The 16652-nt window shown below is 63.7% G+C and carries 16 protein-coding genes and 2 pseudogenes; 11 read left to right on the plus strand and 7 right to left on the minus strand.

Annotated features, from left to right (window positions below):
• Positions 1 to 12: 12 nt before the first annotated feature.
• Together mutY and FJ967_RS20275 are read left to right on the plus strand one after the other, a co-directional pair.
• The gene (gene mutY / locus FJ967_RS20270) at positions 13 to 1137 is read left to right on the plus strand and encodes an A/G-specific adenine glycosylase (protein WP_140733603.1); all 1125 of its coding nucleotides are present in this window, start codon (positions 13 to 15) and stop codon (positions 1135 to 1137) included.
• Positions 1130 to 1741 carry an HAD family phosphatase gene (locus tag FJ967_RS20275; RefSeq protein WP_140733604.1) on the plus strand — a complete coding sequence of 204 codons (612 nt, stop codon included), beginning with the start codon at positions 1130 to 1132 and terminating at the stop codon, positions 1739 to 1741. The genes mutY and FJ967_RS20275 overlap by 8 nt, the downstream gene beginning before the upstream one ends.
• Before the next feature lie 65 nt (positions 1742 to 1806).
• Here the strand turns inward: FJ967_RS20275 and FJ967_RS20280 are convergent, their stop codons facing one another.
• Positions 1807 to 2940 carry a site-specific DNA-methyltransferase gene (locus FJ967_RS20280; RefSeq protein ID WP_140733605.1) on the minus strand — a complete coding sequence of 378 codons (1134 nt, stop codon included), beginning with the start codon at positions 2938 to 2940 and terminating at the stop codon, positions 1807 to 1809.
• 175 nt (positions 2941 to 3115) lie between these two features.
• Here FJ967_RS20280 and FJ967_RS20285 point away from each other — a divergent pair, with 175 nt between their 5' ends.
• The gene (locus FJ967_RS20285; RefSeq protein WP_140733606.1) at positions 3116 to 3805 is read left to right on the plus strand and encodes an HAD family phosphatase; all 690 of its coding nucleotides are present in this window, start codon (positions 3116 to 3118) and stop codon (positions 3803 to 3805) included.
• Between the two features lie 47 nt (positions 3806 to 3852).
• On the opposite strand, the gene FJ967_RS20290 is transcribed toward FJ967_RS20285, so the two are convergent.
• Positions 3853 to 4587 carry a hypothetical protein gene (locus tag FJ967_RS20290; protein ID WP_140733607.1) on the minus strand — a complete coding sequence of 245 codons (735 nt, stop codon included), beginning with the start codon at positions 4585 to 4587 and terminating at the stop codon, positions 3853 to 3855.
• A gap of 130 nt (positions 4588 to 4717) precedes the next feature.
• On the opposite strand from FJ967_RS20290, the gene thrC reads away from it, so the two are divergent.
• Genes thrC through FJ967_RS20310 form a run of 4 tightly spaced genes read left to right on the plus strand, consistent with a single transcriptional unit; the run spans position 4718 to position 10923 of the window.
• Complete coding sequence (gene thrC, locus FJ967_RS20295; protein WP_140733608.1) at positions 4718 to 6115, plus strand: threonine synthase; 1398 nt, start codon at positions 4718 to 4720, stop codon at positions 6113 to 6115.
• 14 nt (positions 6116 to 6129) lie between these two features.
• Positions 6130 to 7422 (plus strand): pitrilysin family protein, encoded by a 1293-nt coding sequence (locus tag FJ967_RS20300; RefSeq protein WP_140733609.1) that lies wholly within the window; start codon positions 6130 to 6132, stop codon positions 7420 to 7422.
• 12 nt (positions 7423 to 7434) lie between these two features.
• Positions 7435 to 8031: a GNAT family protein gene (locus tag FJ967_RS20305; RefSeq protein WP_140733610.1), complete on the plus strand. Its 597-nt coding sequence runs from the start codon at positions 7435 to 7437 to the stop codon at positions 8029 to 8031.
• A gap of 54 nt (positions 8032 to 8085) precedes the next feature.
• Positions 8086 to 10923, plus strand: a complete 2838-nt coding sequence (locus FJ967_RS20310) for an EAL domain-containing protein (protein ID WP_246675330.1) — start codon at positions 8086 to 8088, stop codon at positions 10921 to 10923.
• 32 nt (positions 10924 to 10955) lie between these two features.
• Here FJ967_RS20310 and FJ967_RS20315 read toward each other — a convergent pair whose 3' ends face one another.
• Positions 10956 to 11846 carry a LysR family transcriptional regulator gene (locus FJ967_RS20315; protein ID WP_140733612.1) on the minus strand — a complete coding sequence of 297 codons (891 nt, stop codon included), beginning with the start codon at positions 11844 to 11846 and terminating at the stop codon, positions 10956 to 10958.
• Between the two features lie 97 nt (positions 11847 to 11943).
• On the opposite strand from FJ967_RS20315, the gene FJ967_RS20320 reads away from it, so the two are divergent.
• Positions 11944 to 12735 carry an MBL fold metallo-hydrolase gene (locus tag FJ967_RS20320; RefSeq protein WP_140733613.1) on the plus strand — a complete coding sequence of 264 codons (792 nt, stop codon included), beginning with the start codon at positions 11944 to 11946 and terminating at the stop codon, positions 12733 to 12735.
• A 63-nt stretch (positions 12736 to 12798) separates the two neighbouring features.
• Here FJ967_RS20320 and FJ967_RS20325 read toward each other — a convergent pair whose 3' ends face one another.
• The gene (locus FJ967_RS20325) at positions 12799 to 13407 is read right to left on the minus strand and encodes a YqgE/AlgH family protein (protein WP_140733614.1); all 609 of its coding nucleotides are present in this window, start codon (positions 13405 to 13407) and stop codon (positions 12799 to 12801) included.
• Between the two features lie 172 nt (positions 13408 to 13579).
• Between FJ967_RS20325 and FJ967_RS20330 the strand changes: the two genes are divergently transcribed.
• From FJ967_RS20330 to FJ967_RS20340, 3 genes are all read left to right on the plus strand, one after another.
• Complete coding sequence (locus tag FJ967_RS20330; RefSeq protein WP_140733615.1) at positions 13580 to 14386, plus strand: protein-disulfide reductase DsbD domain-containing protein; 807 nt, start codon at positions 13580 to 13582, stop codon at positions 14384 to 14386.
• A gap of 78 nt (positions 14387 to 14464) precedes the next feature.
• Positions 14465 to 14947 carry a peroxiredoxin gene (locus FJ967_RS20335; RefSeq protein WP_140733616.1) on the plus strand — a complete coding sequence of 161 codons (483 nt, stop codon included), beginning with the start codon at positions 14465 to 14467 and terminating at the stop codon, positions 14945 to 14947.
• A gap of 80 nt (positions 14948 to 15027) precedes the next feature.
• A complete protein-coding gene (locus tag FJ967_RS20340) occupies positions 15028 to 15504 on the plus strand; it encodes a DUF2938 domain-containing protein (protein ID WP_140733617.1) in 477 nt (158 codons plus the stop codon).
• A 4-nt stretch (positions 15505 to 15508) separates the two neighbouring features.
• Here FJ967_RS20340 and FJ967_RS20345 read toward each other — a convergent pair.
• The 3 genes and pseudogenes from FJ967_RS20345 to FJ967_RS20355 form a co-directional block, all read right to left on the minus strand.
• A pseudogene (locus tag FJ967_RS20345) lies at positions 15509 to 15820 on the minus strand (type II toxin-antitoxin system RelE/ParE family toxin).
• Positions 15810 to 16038 (minus strand): annotated as a pseudogene (locus FJ967_RS20350) (type II toxin-antitoxin system ParD family antitoxin). The pseudogenes FJ967_RS20345 and FJ967_RS20350 overlap by 11 nt, the downstream one beginning before the upstream one ends.
• An 11-nt stretch (positions 16039 to 16049) precedes the next feature.
• Complete coding sequence (locus FJ967_RS20355) at positions 16050 to 16628, minus strand: histidine phosphatase family protein (protein ID WP_140733618.1); 579 nt, start codon at positions 16626 to 16628, stop codon at positions 16050 to 16052.
• Between the last annotated feature and the right edge of the window lie 24 nt (positions 16629 to 16652).

A 16652-nucleotide genomic window follows, 5' to 3' on the forward strand; every position in this document is an offset into this window, starting at 1 on the left:
AACGCAAGATCAATGGCACCAGCAGACCAGACCCGCAAGGCCATCCCAGACGACACCGCGTCACGCCTGCTCGCCTGGTATGACGCGCACCATCGCGAATTGCCGTGGCGCGTGAGCCCGCGTGACCATGCCCGCGGTGCGCAACCCGATCCCTACCGCATCTGGCTGTCCGAGGTGATGCTGCAGCAGACCACCGTCGAGGCGGTGAAGTCCTATTTTCGCGCCTTTGTCGAGAAATGGCCCGATGTCATGGCACTGGCCGCGGCGCCGATTGAGGACGTGATGAAGGCCTGGGCCGGGCTCGGCTATTATTCCCGCGCGCGCAACCTCAAGGCCTGCGCCGATCTTGTCGCCAGCCGCGGCGGCCGGTTTCCCGACACCGAGACCGGCCTGAGGGAATTGCCCGGGATCGGCGCCTATACGTCGGCGGCAATCGCCGCGATCGCCTTCGACAGGCCCGCAGCCGTCGTCGACGGCAATGTCGAGCGGGTGGTGACCCGGTTGTTTTCGATCACGACGCCGTTGACCGAGGCCAAGCCCGAGATACGGGCCTATGTCGAGCGCATGGTGCCGGCGAAGCGGCCAGGCGACTTCGCCCAGGCGATGATGGATCTCGGCGCCACGATCTGCACGCCGCGCCGGCCAAGCTGCATGCTGTGCCCGCTGCGCGAGGGCTGCAGCGCGATCCTGTCGGGCGACCCGGAGCGTTTCCCGGTGCGGCTGCCGAAAGCCGACAAGCCGCTACGGCGCGGCGCGGCTTTCGTGGCGGTGCGCGATGACGGCGCCATTCTTTTGCGCAAGCGGCCGGAGAAAGGCCTGCTCGGCGGCATGACCGAAGTACCGACCACCGGTTGGACGGCGCGGATGGATGGCGCCACGACACGGGCGGCGGCGCCCTTTGCGGGTGACTGGCGGCGCGCCGGGACGATCACGCATGTCTTCACCCATTTCGCCCTGGAACTCGAAATCTTTCACACCCACACCAAAGGTGAAGTGCTGGAAAGGCATTTCTGGTCGCCCGCCGTCGAGGTTTCCGGCGAAGCGCTGCCGACTGTCATGAAAAAGGCAATCGAAGCGGCGATACCGGGCGCGACGAAAAAGCCGTTGCCAAAGAGTGCAAAGAGGCCCCATGACTGAAATCCGCCACATCGTTTTCGACATTGGCCGCGTGCTGATCCACTACGATCCCAACATTCCGTTCAGCCGCCTCATTCCCGATGCCGAAGAGCGAAAATGGTTCTTCGACAATGTCTGCACGCATGACTGGAACATCGAGCAGGACCGCGGCCGGACCTGGGAGGAAGCCGAGGCGCTGCTGATCGCGGATCATCCCGAGCACACTGAGAACATCCGCAATTTCCGCCGCCACTGGAACGACATGGTGCCGCACGCCTATGAGGACAGCGTCGCCATTATGCTCGGCCTGATCGAAAGCGGCCACGACGTGACCATGCTGACCAACTTCGCCTCCGACACGCTGGCCGAGGCCCGGCGGCGCTTCGATTTTCTCAACCGTCCGCGCGGCGTGACCGTGTCGGCCGATATCCGTCAGATCAAGCCGGACCGCGAAATCTACGACCATCACGTCGCCGCGTTCGGCCTCGAACCGTCCGCGACGCTGTTCATCGACGACAGCCAGAAGAATGTCGACGGCGCCAGGGCCGCCGGCTGGCAATCGGTGCTGTTCACCGATGCCAAGACACTTCGCGCAGACCTTGAACGGTTCGGAATAAAGGCGTGAACCGAATCGCTTCCGGCGATCCGCTGAGATTTCGATTCAACGAAAGATGAGGCAAGCGGCAGGGGTCAGCCCCCTGCCCGCTCCATGCCAAGGCGTGCGATGCGGCGCAGTTCGTCGATCGGGGTCAGGCCGCCCGAGCGCTCATAGTGCCAGAAGGTCCAGCCATTGCAGGCGTCCAACCCCTGCACCTCGGCGCCGATCTTGTGGATCGAGCCGGCGCTGTCGCCGATCGCCACCGTGCCGTCGGCGCGCACCTTGGCGGCCCAGCGCTTCTTGGCGTCATAGAGCGTGGCTCCCGGCGTCATCAATCCGGTATCGATCAGGCTGACGAAGGCGACACGCGGCTCGGCGCGTTTGCCGGTGAGCACGGTCAGATCCGCTTCGTCGAGCGGCCGCACGGCGTCGATGCGCTCATTGGCGGCGTCGATATAGGCCTGCTCGCGCTCGATGCCGACGAAATGACGGCCCAGGCGCTTGGCGACCGCGCCCGTCGTACCGGAGCCGAAGAACGGGTCGAGGACAACGTCGCCCGGCTTGGTCGAGGCCATCATGATACGGGCAAGCAGCGCCTCGGGCTTCTGCGTCGGATGCAGCTTGTCGCCATTGTCGTTCTTCAGGCGCTCGCCGCCGGTGCAGATCGGGAACAGCCAGTCGGAGCGCATCTGGACATCGTCGTTCGACGCCTTCATCGCCTCGTAGTTGAACGTATAGCCCTTGCCCTTCTGGTCGCGCGAGGCCCAGATCATCGTCTCATGCGCGTTCTGGAAGCGGCGGCCGCGGAAATTCGGCATCGGGTTGGTCTTGCGCCAGACCACGTCGTTGAGGATCCAGAAGCCGAGATCCTGCATCTTGGCGCCGACCCGGAAGATGTTGTGGTAAGAGCCGATGACCCAGATCGTGCCATTGGGCTTCAGCACGCGGCGCGCCGCCAGCAGCCAGGCGCGGGTGAAGGCGTCATAGGCTTCAAAGCTCTCGAACTGATCCCAGTCGTCGTCAACCGCGTCGACCTTGGACTGGTCGGGGCGGTGCAGATCGCCGTCGAGCTGCAGATTGTAGGGCGGATCGGCAAAGATGACGTCGATCGACTTTTCCGGCAGCCGGTCGAGCGCCGCTACGCAATCGCCCTTCAGGATGGTGTCCAACCATTCGGATTGCTGGGGAGCGTGGGAAAGCTCGTCGAGAAGACGCACGGCTGACATATTTACACCCAAGGCACGCGTTACTGTTTACTCCCCGTTATGGTTACCGATCAGCGTAAATATTCGGTGAAGCTTTAGCGATCCCGTGGCGAAGTTTGCGAAGCCGTGCCCGTTGGTGTATGCCGCGCCGCCTGAGCCGCTCACGGCCATTTCATCCTCCATCGTCCGGATTGCCATGCCCCAACCAGATCTTGTCATTTTCGATTGCGACGGCGTGCTCGTCGATTCCGAAATCGTCGCCGCGCGGGTCGAGGCCGAACTGATCACGCTCGCCGGCTATGAAATCTCGGCGGAGGAGATTGCCGAGACCTATGCCGGCCTGACCTTCAAGGACATCCTCATGCGGATCGAGGAAAAATCCAAAATCCCGTTCCAGGTCTCGCTGATCGACCGCGCCGAGGACCTGGTCGACCGCAAGCTGCGCAGCGACGTTCGCGCCATCGAAGGCGTGCGGGAGGCGGTCGCCTCCGTCACGGCGCAGCGCTGCATCTGCTCCAACTCACGCTCCGAGCGCATCGAGTTCATGCTGGAGAAGGTGCATCTGCTGCCGTTCTTCGCCGGACGCATCTTTTCGGCAATGGAGACACCGACGGGAAAGACCAAGCCGGCTCCCGATGTGTTCCTCTATGCCGCCGAAAAATTCGGCGCCAATCCGGCCCATACCTTCGTCATCGAGGATTCCGTGCATGGCGTGACCGGCGCCAGGGCCGCCGGCATGCGCGTGATCGGCTTTACCGGCGCCAGCCACAGCTATCCTGGCCATGCCGACGCATTGACCGAGGCCGGCGCCGAGACGGTCATTCGCCGCTGGGCCGAATTGAAAGGCGTGATCGCGGCGCTTTCGGAATGGTCTGAAGACGCCTGAGCAGGTGCGCCCGGTCGGACGCACATCATCTGGAATAGCCGCTCAGCTCAGTTCGTCGCTGCGGCCTTTTTCCTGTGGGTCTTCTTCTTCGGCTTGTCGGTCGTCGCCTTCGGCGTGGTTTCATCATAGCCGGCATAGGCCTGGTAGTCCTGCGCGGACGGTGCCGGCACGACAACATTGTTGTCGGTGAAGACGAACTGGGTGGCGACCGAAGGATCGGTGACCTGGACCTGATACTGGTGAATCTGCGAATAAAGCACGTCGGTGCCATGCATGACCGCGGTTCGGATCGGCATGGTGATGGTGCCTGGCGTGAACTTCGGTCCCGGCACGATCTTGCCGGCAACCGCGATCTTCATCGTCAGTTGCCCGTCGGCATTGGCGCAATCGCGGGTCACGTCGGAAATCGACGCCTGGTAGATGATCCTTGCCGAATCGTCGGGCGGCGTCGCCGCGGCGGCGTCAGCGTCGGCCTGGGCAGCAGCATCCGCCTCGGCGTCGCCGGTCTTCTTGAGCTTCGGCTTGGGTTTCTTCACCTCGTTGACGTAGGTGTTGAAGAAGGCCGTACCATCGCGAACCGTCACTCTCGGGCAATAGGCCCGCAACTGGCTGGCCATTACCTTGGGGTCCTGCGGGGGCGGCGGCGCGGTCGGGTCTTTTTTCTTGCCGAAGCCGAGATCCAGGATGCCGTTGTCGCCCGATTGGCAACCGGCGACGGCGAGCATAAAGCCGGTCAGCGCAAGACCCGCCAAAAAGCGACCACTTGATGTACGAAACGCCATGAAACTCCCACTTCCCTCTCGCAAAGCTGGTGACGTATATCAACGGCGCGGCAAAAATGCGACTGGAGCCGGCACAGAAATTAACCACCTTGTGGTGAACGGAAAACCAAGCGGCGAACGGATCTACGACATGCACTATGTGAGTACTCGCGGCGAAGCGCCCGCGCTTGGATTTTCCGATGCCGTCCTGGCCGGCCTGGCGCGCGATGGCGGGCTTTATGTGCCGCGCGAGTGGCCGCATTTCTCGGCGGCCGACATCCGCGCCATGCGCGGCCTTGCCTATCCCGACCTTGCCATACGCGTGCTGACGCCGTTCCTCGGCGGCGAGATCGCCGCGCCGGTTTTCGAGCGACTGGTCCGCGAAGCCTATGCCACTTTCCGCCATGAGGCTGTCTGCCCGCTGGTGCAGACCGGCGCCAACACCTTTGTCCTCGAACTCTTCCACGGGCCGACGCTGGCGTTCAAGGACGTGGCGATGCAGTTGCTTGCCCGGCTGATGGACCATGTGCTTGCCGAACGCGGCCAGCATGCCACTATCGTGGGCGCCACCTCGGGCGATACGGGGGGCGCCGCCATAGACGCGTTCGCCGGACGCAGCCGCACCGACATCTTCATCCTTTTCCCGCACGGCCGCGTCTCGCCGGTACAGCAGCGGCAGATGACGACGTCGACGGCCGACAATGTCCACGCGCTGGCCATCGAGGGCAATTTTGACGACTGCCAGGGCCTGCTGAAGGACATGTTCAACGATCACGGCTTCCGCGACCGGGTTTCGCTGTCGGGGGTCAATTCGATCAACTGGGCGCGCATCATGGCCCAGATCGTCTATTATTTCTCCTCGGCGCTGTCGCTCGGGGCGCCGGACAGGCCAGTGTCGTTCACCGTTCCAACGGGCAATTTCGGCGATATCTTCGCCGGCTACGCCGCAAAGAGGATGGGCCTGCCGATCGAGCGGCTGGTCATCGCCACCAACGACAACGACATCCTCGCCCGCACCTTCGCGACCGGCGAATACCGGACCAAGGGCGTGTTTGCGACCACCTCGCCGTCGATGGACATCCAGGTGTCGTCGAATTTCGAACGCCTGCTGTTCGAGGCATCCAACCGTGACGCCGCGACCGTGCGGCGCTACATGGCCGGCCTGAAACAGTCGGGCGCTTTCGCCATAGAACCCCGGGAAATTGCCGGAATGCGGGCCGAATTCGATGCCGGCCGCGCCACCATGGACGAGGTCGCCGACACCATCCGCTCGACGCTCGCGGCCAGCAACTACCTGCTCGATCCGCACACGGCAGCGGCCGTGCATGTGGCGGCGGACAAGGCGGACGCCGCCGTGCCGATGGTGGTGCTGGGCACCGCGCATCCGGCAAAATTCCCCGCCGCCGTCGAAGCCGCCAGCGGCGTCTCGCCCGCCCTGCCCGCATGGCTAGGTGGATTGATGACATTTGAGGAAAAATACACGGTACTTCCATCCGACCTGAAAATGGTGGAAGATTACGTCAGTCGCCGCGCGCGGGCGGCGCGTTAGGGAGTACGAGCCATATGGGTGTTGAGGTAAGCCGTCTGTCGAACGGCCTGACAGTCGCCACCGAAACCCTTCCAAGTATCGAATCGGTTGCCCTTGGTGCCTGGGTCAAGTCCGGCGCCCGCAATGAACGTGACGAAGAGCATGGCATGGCCCATCTGCTCGAGCACATGGCGTTCAAGGGCACGAAGCGGCGAAGCGCTTTCGAGATAGCCTCGGAAATCGAGGATGTCGGCGGCGAAATCAACGCCGCCACCAGTGTCGAAACCACATCCTACTACGCAAGGGTGCTCTCCGACGATGTGCCGCTGGCCGTCGACATCCTGTCCGACATCCTGCAGGAGTCCGAATTCGACCCGCAGGAACTCGAGCGCGAGCAGCACGTCATCCTGCAGGAGATCGGCGCCGCGCACGACACGCCCGACGACATCGTCTTCGACCGTTTCACCGAAACCGCCTTTCGCCATCAGACCATTGGCCGCTCGATCCTGGGCACGCCAGAAACCGTAAAATCCTTCACCTCCAAGCAGTTGCACGATTTCATAGAGCGCCAGTACGGCGCCGAGCGGATGGTGATCGTGGCGGCCGGTGACATCAAGCATGACAAGTTCGTGCGGGAAGTCGAAAGCCGGCTCGGCGGTTTCCGCAGCAAGGCCGACAGCACCATTCCGCAATACGCGCAGTATGTCGGCGGCGATTTCCGCGAGGATCGCGACCTGATGGACGCGCAGATCGTGCTCGGCTTCGAGGGACGCGCCTACCATGTGCGCGACTTCTACGCCTCGCAGGTGCTGTCGATGATCCTCGGCGGCGGCATGTCATCGCGCCTGTTCCAGGAAGTCCGCGAGAAACGCGGCCTCTGCTACTCCGTCTATGCCTTTCACTGGGGCTTTTCCGACACGGGCATATTCGGCGTCCATGCCGCGACGGGGCAGAGCGACATCGCAAAGCTGGTGCCTGTCATCATCAACGAGTTGCAGAAGGCCGGCGAGAGCATCCTGCAGGAAGAACTCGACCGTGCACGCGCACAGTATCGCGCCGGGCTGATCATGTCCGCCGAGAGCCCGGCCAGCCGCGCCTCGCAGATCGCGCGGCAACTGCTCCTTTTCGGGCGCCCGATCGCCAAGGAGGAATTGATGGAGCGCCTGTCGGCGCTGACGGTCGATCGGCTGACCGACCTGTCGTCGCGGATGTTCTCGACCAAGCCGACGCTTACCGCTGTCGGGCCCGTGGGTACGCTGGCACCATATGAGGCGATCCTGGATTCGCTTCCGGGCACGCAGACCACGGCCCGCAGGCTCGCCGTCTAAGTCCCAAGCGCCGTGTTCGCGCTCCCTTTCTTTCGCCGTGACTTGCCGGCACTGAAGGGCAACCTCGTCACGCTGCGCGTGCCGTTCACCAACGACTATCGCGAGTGGTCGACGCTGCGCGGTGAAAGCCGTGCCTTCCTGGAGCCGTGGGAGCCGCGCTGGACCCCAGACGAGCTCGACCGCACGGCATGGCGCCTGCGCATCAGCCGCTACCGCGAGGACTATGCACAGGGAACCGCGATCGCCTTCTTCATCTTCGAGAAGTCGAGCGGCAAGCTGGCGGGCGGCATCACGCTCGGCAACATACGCCACGGCGTCTCGCAAAGCGGCCATGTCGGCTACTGGATCGGCGAACGCTTCGGCGGCCGCGGCCTGATGACCGACGCGGTCAAGGTGGTGGCCCGTTTTGCCTTCGATACGCTGAGGTTGCACCGGATCGAAGCGGCCTGTATTCCCGACAATATCAGGTCGATCCGCGTGCTTGAAAAAGCCGGATTCCGGCGCGAAGGACTCTTAAGATCCTATCTCAGGATCAACGGCATCTGGCAGGACCATTACCTCTACGCCCGGATCGCCGACGATCCCCCGGGCGTTGGAACGAAGGACTGATTTTTGACGAATTTCCTGCGAAACGGGCCGTTGTTCGCCTTTGTCCTCGCGACAATGCTGGTGCTGTGCGCCGCTTCATCGGCGTTTGCCGTCGAACCGATCAAGATTGCCCGCGACGATGTCGCGCTCGACCTGTCGCGCGCCGTCGAAATCTATCGCAACCAGGGTGAAAACTTCCAGGTGTCGACCGCGCCCGGGCCGGACGGCATCGTGCGGCGCATCGAGGTCGAGGCCAACGATGCCCGCTCGACCGGCGACTGGGCGGTGTTCGCGCTCGCCAACACCACCGACCAGCAGCTCGACCGGCTGATCGTCGCGCCGCATTTCCGCCTGGTCAATTCCGGCATCTTCTGGCCGGATCTCGGCTCGACGCGCATCGCCGCCATCACGCCCAGCGAAGGCTTCGCGCTCGACCGCCAGACCAGCCCCGACGCCGACGTGTTCCGGGTGACGCTGAACCCCGGCACGGTGATCACCTTCATCGCCGAACTCGCCTCGCCGAAGCTGCCGCAGGTCTATCTCTGGGACCCGGAATCCTACAAGGACTCCGTCAATTCCTACACGCTGTTCCGCGGCATCGTCATCGGCATCGCCGGCCTTCTGGCGCTGTTCCTGACCATCCTGTTCGTCGTCAAGGGGACCTCGATGTTCCCGGCGACAGCCGCACTCGCCTGGGCAGTGCTTGCCTATATCTGCGTCGATTTCGGCTTCCTCAACAAGGTCATCGAGATCTCGCCCGGCAATGAGCAGATGTGGCGAGCCGGAACGGAGGTGGCGCTGGCGGCGACCTTCGTGGTGTTCCTGTTCGCCTATCTCAACCTCAACCGGTGGCACGGCCATTTCAGCTATGGCGCGCTGGTCTGGATTCTGGGCCTGTTGCTGATCGCCGGCGTCGCCATCGTCGACCCCGCCGTCGCCGCCGGTATCGCCCGCATCTCGTTCGCCGCCACCGCGTTGACCGGGCTCGGCCTCATCATCTTCCTCGGTATTCGTGGCTATGATCGCGCGATCATGCTGGTGCCCAGTTGGGTCATGGTGCTGTTGTGGCTGTGCGGATCGTGGATGGCGATCACCGGCATGCTCGACAACGATATCGCCCAGCCGGCGCTCGGCGGCGGCCTGATCCTGATCATCCTGCTGATCGGCTTCACCGTCATGCAGCACGCCTTTGCCGGCGGCGCCTTGCATCAGGGGCTGTTCTCCGACCTTGAGCGGCAGGCGCTGGCGGTGGCAGGATCGGGCGATACGGTGTGGGACTGGGACGTGTTGCGCGACCGCGTCGTCACCAAGCCCGATGTCAGCCTGCAGCTCGGCCTTGCCCCCAACAGCCTGGGAGGTGCGGCGCGCAACTGGCTGCCGGTACTGCATGCCGATGACCGCGACACGTTCCGCACGACGCTCGACGTGGTGCTGGAGCATCGCCGCGGCAAGGTGGCGCAGAATTTCCGCCTGCGCGGCGCCGACGGGCACTATCACTGGTTTGCCCTGCGCGCCCGGCCGGTGATCGGATCGGACGGCGAGGTCATACGCTGCGTCGGCACCATGGTCGACGTCACCGAACAGAAGAAATCCGAGGAAAGGCTGCTGCACGACGCCGTGCACGACAATCTGACGGGCCTGCCGAACCGCGAATTGTTCATGAACCGGCTGGAGGCGATCATCTCTATCGCCCGCACCGAGGAGAAGGTGCGCCCGACCGTCTTCGTCATCGACATCGACCGCTTCAAGCAGGTCAATGACGGGCTCGGCATCTCGGCCGGCGACACCATCCTGCTCACCATAGCGCGGCGCCTGCATCGTCTGCTGAAGCCGAAGGATTCGCTGTCACGCTTTGCCGGCGACCAGTTCGCTCTGATGCTGCTGTCCGAGCAGGACCCCGCCCGCATCGCCGGCGTGGCCGACGCCATCAAGCATGCGATCAACAACCCGATCACCTTCGCCAAGCGCGAGATCGTGCTGACCGCCTCGATCGGCCTGATCACCTGGACCTCGGCCCAGACCTCGGCCGAGGACATGGTCAAGGACGCCGAGCTCGCCATGCACCAGGCCAAGCGCTTCGGCGGCGATCGCATCGAGCCGTTCCGCCCGGCCTTCCGCACCGTCGGCACCGACCGGCTGCAGTTCGAATCCGATCTGCGGCGCGCCATCGAGCGACGCGAATTCACGCTGGCCTACCAGCCGATCGTGCGGCTGGAGGATGGCAGCGTCGCCGGCTTCGAGGCCCTGTTGCGCTGGGACCATCCGCGCCGCGGCATGATCCCGCCGGCCGATTTCATCCCTGTCGCCGAAAGCTGCGGACTGATCGTGCAGCTTGGCCTGTTTGCCATGCAGCAGGCGGCGGAGGATCTCGCCGGGTGGCAAAAGCAGATCGGCGACGCGCCGCTATCGGTCTCGGTCAACCTGTCCAGCCGCCAGCTCATCCGCCGCGACCTGGTCAGCGACGTCCGCTCCGTCATCGCGCGCGCCAATCTGAAACCGCGTTGTTTCCGGCTCGAACTCACCGAGTCCCTGGTCATGGACAACCCCGAGCAGACGGCCCATGTGCTGACCAAGCTGAAGCAGCTCGGCATCGGGCTGTCGCTGGACGATTTCGGCACCGGCTACTCCTCGCTCGCCTATCTCACGCGTTTTCCGTTCGACACGATCAAGATCGACAAGAGCTTCGTCGACGACAACACGCCCAAGCGCGCGGTGTTGCTCAAATCCATGGTCAACATGGCGCATGAGCTCGGCCTGTCGGTGGTCGCCGAGGGCATATCGGACGAGCGCGACGCGCTGGAGCTGCGCCAGATGGGGTGCGAGTATGTGCAGAGCTTCATGTTCGGCGCGCCGATGCCGGGCGATCAGGTGCTGAAGACGCTGAAAGAACAGTATCCGCTGACGCAGGCCTAGAGACCTTCGACATCCGGTTCGTCGCGCACCGACTATCGTTGCGGGTGCCACAGCGCGTTCACCAATGCGGACAACGCCGCCGGCTGAAGCTGACGGCTGGGATAGTACAGGAAGAAACCGGGGATTGGCGGCGTCCAATCCTCCAGGACACGGACAAGCCGTCCCTCCGCGATATGCTCGGCGACTTGCTCCTCATAGGCAAGGCCGAGACCAACACCAGCGACCGCCGCCTCAATCACCAGATGAGTATCGTCGATGATGAGCGGGCCGCTGACGCTGACCGTGACCGGCTTTCCGCCATGCTCGAATTCCCATCGGGATGGACCGCCGGGAAGGCGCAGCGCTATGCATCGATGATCATTGAGATCCGTCGGCTTTTGCGGAATGCTTCGTGACCAGAAATAACCGGGCGATCCCACGACAGCCAGCCGCAATTCCGGCGTGAGGCGCACCGCGATCATGTCCTTCTGAATGTACTCGCCGAGCTGGATACCGGCATCGAACTCGCCGGCAACGAGGTCGACAGGGCCTGTCACGGTGACAATGTCGAGAACGATGTCGGGGTAGGCTTCGGCGAATGCCGCCAGCCGTGGCAGCAACACCATGACGGCGGCCGAGCGTGACATCACAATTCGAAGGCGGCCCGCGGGGCCGCGGCCGAGGCTTCGCGCCCCGTCAAGGGCCGCGGCGATCTGCTCAAGCGCCGGAGACAGGTCCTTCAGGAGAGCGGCCCCGGCAGCGGTCGGCGCGACGCTCTTCGTCGTTCGAGCCAGAAGCCGCAGCTCGAGCCGCTGCTCAAGCCCGCGGATCGTGTGGCTCAGCGCGGACTGGGACACGCCCAGTTTTGCCGCCGCCCGTGTAAAGCTTCGTTCCCGGGCGACCATCGCGAACGCAGCGAGTTCGTTCAGCTCGCTTCTCATCATTCATGAATATCACTCATGAAGCCTTGCCATGCAATGGGTCTATCCTCATGGATGACGCTGTCCTAGGTTTGATCCGCAACGGCAGTTTGAGGTACCCATGATCATAACATCGCGCAGCGACAATTTCCTCGGCTTCACCACGGGCGCCTGGAGGGTCTGGTCGCTCTCGGACGGCTATATCGAGATGCCGGCGGACCTGCTGCGGGATCCGCGCAACAAGCCGGTGCCGCAGGTCGCGCAGGCGGGAGCGCTGCGCCTTTCCGTCAATTGCTTTGCGCTTGCGGGTCCCGGCGTTGACGGTATCCTGATCGACAGCGGGGGAGGAAACTGGGCTTCCACGACAGGACGCCTCGAGCAGACATTGGCCGAAGCCGGCATCGATCCTGCCTCGATCATAACCCTGGCGCTCACCCATGCCCACCAGGATCATGTGTACGGGCTTCTGGCCCGGCGCGACTGGGTGCTCTTTCCGAATTTGCAGGCGATCGTCATTGCCGAGGAGGCTGTCGAGAGCTTTGCCGCCGAAACAGGCCTTGCGCGGTTCCAACCCTTGTTGAAGCCCGTGCGGAATGGCGAACAGGTCGCTGAGCGGCTGACAGCGGTTGCCCTGCCGGGTCATGCTCCCGGTCACACCGGCTACGCGTTCGACACGAAAGAGGATCGCTTCCTGTTTTTCGGGGACGTGGTTCATGTGCCAGCCCTGCAGTTTGGCGATCCTGCGTTGAGCTGGGGTTACGACGACGATCAAACGATCGCGCGTGCAACACGGCAGGAGGTTTTCCGCGACGCCGCCGAGGCTGGAACGTGGGTCGCCGGAGCCCACCTTGGCTGGCCGGGCGTCGGCCGCGTGATGCGTGAGGGCGGAGCTTACCGCTATGAACCGGCATAGCGTATAACCACGCCGGACATCGGATTTCGCCTGTCTAAGCAGCGCTTGCGTCGCCGCCAGGGATTAGGCGTGTCCGGCGGCCAGGCTCAAATGCGCGAGGTCGATGCCGATCGAGGCGAGAATCCGGTCGTATTTGCGCTCTATGTCGGCATCGAAAAGCAATTCCGGCGTCGCCGGGCAAGTCAGCCAGCCATTCTCGGCGATCTCGGTTTCCAGCTGACCGGCGCCCCAACCGGAATAGCCGAGCGCCATCAGCGCGTGGCGAGGGCCGCGTCCCGACGATATCGCGCGCAATATGTCGACGGTCGCCGTCAGGCAGATGTCGTCGGAAACGGTGAGCGAGGATTCCACGCGATAGTCGCCCGAATGCAGGACGAAACCCCGGCTGCGGTCGACGGGCCCGCCATTGCGCACGACGAAATCGCGTGCCTGTGCCGGCAGGCGGATCGCCTCCTGCTCGTTCATGATGCCGAGCTGCACCAGAAGGTCCGGGAACAGCATCTGCTGCGTTTGGTTGATGATCAGCCCCATCGCGCCTTCATCGCTGTGGGCGCAGATGTAGATGACCGAGCGCGTGAAACGGTCGTCCTTCATGCCGGGCATGGCAATCAGGAACTGATCGTCGAGAAAGCCGCTGCCGGCGGCTGTCTTCTTGTGGCGCAACAAATCCATGCCGGGAAGGGTAACGTGTTTCCCCGGCGCCGAAAAGATGTGCGGCACCGGATTCGACCAAAGCCCATATTGCGAGGCCGGCCTTGGCTTAGCCGCGAAGGTCACGCAAATATGATATCAGCACGACCATGAAATCATTGCGCGGCCACGAACGGACGATCAAATCACGCCCATGCAAAGCTTGAAAATCCTGTTGCTCGGTGCCGCCATCGGCCTGGCGGCCGCCCTCCCCGCCACCGCCTCCTCATCGGCCTGGTACAGCAGCGAAGGCGGCAAGGTGCGGCTGGTGACATCAGGCAAGCCCGACGATGCCGGCCGTATCCAGGGCGTTCTCGATATCGCACTCAAACCCGGCTGGAAGACCTATTGGCGCGACCCCGGCGACGCGGGTGTTCCCCCACAACTCGACATTTCGGCCAGCACCAACATCGCCGATGCGACATTGTCGTTTCCCGCCCCCCAGCGCCATGACGATGGCTATGGCAAATGGGCCGGCTACAACTATCCCGTTTCGCTGCCGGTGACGTTCACGCTGGCGACACCGAACCAGCCGGCCGTCATCGATGCCAACATCTTTCTTGGCATTTGCGAGACCATCTGCATCCCGGTGCAGACACGGCTGAGCGTCGATCCCGCTTCCGATCCCGACAATGCCGATGACGCGGCACTGGTGAAGGCAGGTTTCACCGCATTGCCGGCGCCGGCCAAGCCTGATTTCGGCATCAACGTGCTACCGGGCGATCACGAGACGCTGGTTGTCGAGGCAAGTTTTCCCGGCGATCCGGAAGCAGCGGATTTCTTCGTCGCCGGCGAGCGCGACTATATGTTCGGTACCCCGTCGCGGGTGGAAAAGGGCGGCAAGTTGATCTTCACCGTGCCAATCCTCGATCGCCCTTCGACGACGCCGACGGATGGCGGGCTCCACTACACGCTGACGAGTTCGGCCGGCGCGGTCGAAGGGCTGCTGCCCTTCCCTTGATGGCGCCGTGATGGTTGCAGGAAGCCGCCGAGTTCGCTACGCAAGCACGCGTCCTTCCCCATCCCAAGCGAGGAATTCATGATCATCTCCGTCGGCGACAAGCTGCCCGAAGCGACCTTCAAGACCATGACCGACGACGGCGCCAAGCCGATCGCGTCGGCCGAGATTTTCCCGGGCAAGAAAGTGGTGCTGTTCGGCGTTCCCGGCGCCTTCACGCCAACCTGCAGCAACAACCACCTGCCCGGCTATCTCGAAAACCGTGACGCGATCCTGGCGCGCGGCGTCGACACGATCGCCGTGGTCTCGGTCAACGACGTCCACGTCATGGGCGCCTGGGCGCGCTTCACTGGCGGCGAAGGCAAGATCCTGTTCCTCGCCGACGGCAATGGCGATTTCGCCAAGGCGGTGGGCCTCGACGCCGACTATTCCGGTGGCGGGATGGGGCTGCGCTCGAAGCGGTTTTCGATGATTGTCGACGACGGCAAGGTCACCGCGCTCAATGTCGAGACCAAACCCGGCGTCGACGAGTCCGGCGCGGCGCATATTCTGGGCCAGCTCTGATCCGCGAGGGCCGCTCGGGCGAGGCCGCAATGGCTGGCCTCGCCTGGCTGCAGAACTGCCGGCTTTCGGGGGATTCCGCAATGTTTGACATCTTTTGGCGCGCCATCGCGATTGGCGTCGGCGCCACAGTCCTGATGGATATCTGGGCATTCTTCCTGCACAAGGCGTTCGGCCAGCCCCGGCCGAACTGGGGTCCGGTCGGCCGCTGGGTCTGGCATCTCAGGGACAAGGTGTTCCACGACGATATCGGCAAAGCCGCGCCTTACACGCATGAGCATGCCCTTGGCTGGGCCTTCCATTATTTCGTCGGCATCGCCTACGGCATCATCCTGGTGATGCTGGCGGGCGCGGGCTGGCTGGCAGCACCGACATTCCTGCCCGCCTTCATCCTCGGCATGGTCACCGTCGGCGCCGGCTGGTTCTTGCTGGCGCCGGGCATGGGCGCCGGCTGGGCGGCCTCGAAGCGGCCGAACCCTATGCTGATCCGCGCGCTCAACCTGGTCTCGCACACGGTGTTCGCGCTCGGCCTCTACGGCACGGCGCTGCTGATCCGCTAAATAGCTAGAACAGGTGGCTCAAATCTCGCCGCCCGTCCACCACACGGACGATTTCAACCCACTCGACTAGACCATCTTCCGTGTCTGGAACCGTTTCGTATGGCAAGACAAATGGCGCCTCCACGAGCATTCGTGCGGATGGCCTGATATCCGATCACCTGACACCCATGCGCGGCTGGTCTGCAAGCTGCATGGCTCGCGCTTCCAACTGATCATAATGGCGATCGGCCGCCCGTATGTTTTCGCTGCCTATGGTCACATAAATATCGATGAGGTCGGCCTTTGCCGCCGGTGACCGGACCAGCCTAACGGCCATGCGACGAGGCTTCCGTCAGCTTTCGCCGGGCTTCCTTTCGCAACGCGTCGAAATCCACCAGCTCCGGCCTGCCGCTCGCCTTACGTTCATCCCACGCCTGTCTTAGCCGGCGGATATCGTCACGCCGCAGTTCGCGCTTAGCCAGCCAGTCACGCACCGCTTCCCGCACAATCTCGTTTGCGGTTGGCATACTCGCCCGCTTCGACAGCCTCTCGCATGAGGGACCCTGTCAAGGCAGCCTGTCGATCGGCTGCCAGCCGTGCAGGACGCGGCGCGCAGCGATGTCGAACGCAAAATAATTGCCGCCGCCCGCCGGCTGGTCGCTTTCGCGGCTGATGCCAGCGCCGCTCAGCCAGAGCAGCAGGAGCGTGCCGACACCGCCATGCCCGACAAAGGCGATGTCTCCAGCGCTGCCTTCATCGAGCACGGCCTGGATCTCGCCGGCGATGCGCTGCTGCGCGTCGATGGCCCGCTCCCGGCCGCGAATGCTTTCATGCGGATTGGCGAAGAACCGATCGGCCACCACCTCGAACTCCGCAGGCGGCAAGAAGCCGGTCGCCGAGCGGTCGTTCTCATGCATCCGCTCCCTTACCTGCACCTCAAGGCCGAGATGCCGCGCGAGCACTTCGGCGGTTTCAATCGCCTTGCGCTCGCCTGACGACACCACACGCCCGATCGATGCGATCCACGGCTGGTTCAGCATTGCGTGCGCCCTCGCCCGGCCGACTTCGGACAGGCCCCAATCCGGCACCGGAATGGCGGCATCGATCTGAACCTGAGGATGGGTGACGTAGTAGGCAAGCGGCATGACAGAGGCGCCTCGTCCGGTCGT

It is taken from the genome of Mesorhizobium sp. B2-3-4 (assembly GCF_006442315.1).
Classification (GTDB): Bacteria; Pseudomonadota; Alphaproteobacteria; order Rhizobiales; family Rhizobiaceae; genus Mesorhizobium.

What these genes read in the sequence shown, in the direction of transcription:
- FJ967_RS20290 (WP_140733607.1), bottom strand. Translation starts at nt 4,587, where the DNA reads ATGGCGTTTCGTACATCAAGTGGTCGCTTTTTGGCGGGTCTTGCGCTG.
- FJ967_RS20330 (WP_140733615.1), top strand. Translation starts at nt 13,580, where the DNA reads ATGCAAAGCTTGAAAATCCTGTTGCTCGGTGCCGCCATCGGCCTGGCG.
- FJ967_RS20320 (WP_140733613.1), top strand. Translation starts at nt 11,944, where the DNA reads ATGATCATAACATCGCGCAGCGACAATTTCCTCGGCTTCACCACGGGC.
- FJ967_RS20355 (WP_140733618.1), bottom strand. Translation starts at nt 16,628, where the DNA reads ATGCCGCTTGCCTACTACGTCACCCATCCTCAGGTTCAGATCGATGCC.
- FJ967_RS20335 (WP_140733616.1), top strand. Translation starts at nt 14,465, where the DNA reads ATGATCATCTCCGTCGGCGACAAGCTGCCCGAAGCGACCTTCAAGACC.
- FJ967_RS20340 (WP_140733617.1), top strand. Translation starts at nt 15,028, where the DNA reads ATGTTTGACATCTTTTGGCGCGCCATCGCGATTGGCGTCGGCGCCACA.
- FJ967_RS20325 (WP_140733614.1), bottom strand. Translation starts at nt 13,407, where the DNA reads ATGGATTTGTTGCGCCACAAGAAGACAGCCGCCGGCAGCGGCTTTCTC.
- FJ967_RS20275 (WP_140733604.1), top strand. Translation starts at nt 1,130, where the DNA reads ATGACTGAAATCCGCCACATCGTTTTCGACATTGGCCGCGTGCTGATC.
- FJ967_RS20315 (WP_140733612.1), bottom strand. Translation starts at nt 11,846, where the DNA reads ATGATGAGAAGCGAGCTGAACGAACTCGCTGCGTTCGCGATGGTCGCC.
- thrC (WP_140733608.1), top strand. Translation starts at nt 4,718, where the DNA reads ATGCACTATGTGAGTACTCGCGGCGAAGCGCCCGCGCTTGGATTTTCC.
- FJ967_RS20310 (WP_246675330.1), top strand. Translation starts at nt 8,086, where the DNA reads ATGCTGGTGCTGTGCGCCGCTTCATCGGCGTTTGCCGTCGAACCGATC.
- FJ967_RS20285 (WP_140733606.1), top strand. Translation starts at nt 3,116, where the DNA reads ATGCCCCAACCAGATCTTGTCATTTTCGATTGCGACGGCGTGCTCGTC.
- FJ967_RS20280 (WP_140733605.1), bottom strand. Translation starts at nt 2,940, where the DNA reads ATGTCAGCCGTGCGTCTTCTCGACGAGCTTTCCCACGCTCCCCAGCAA.
- mutY (WP_140733603.1), top strand. Translation starts at nt 13, where the DNA reads ATGGCACCAGCAGACCAGACCCGCAAGGCCATCCCAGACGACACCGCG.
- FJ967_RS20300 (WP_140733609.1), top strand. Translation starts at nt 6,130, where the DNA reads ATGGGTGTTGAGGTAAGCCGTCTGTCGAACGGCCTGACAGTCGCCACC.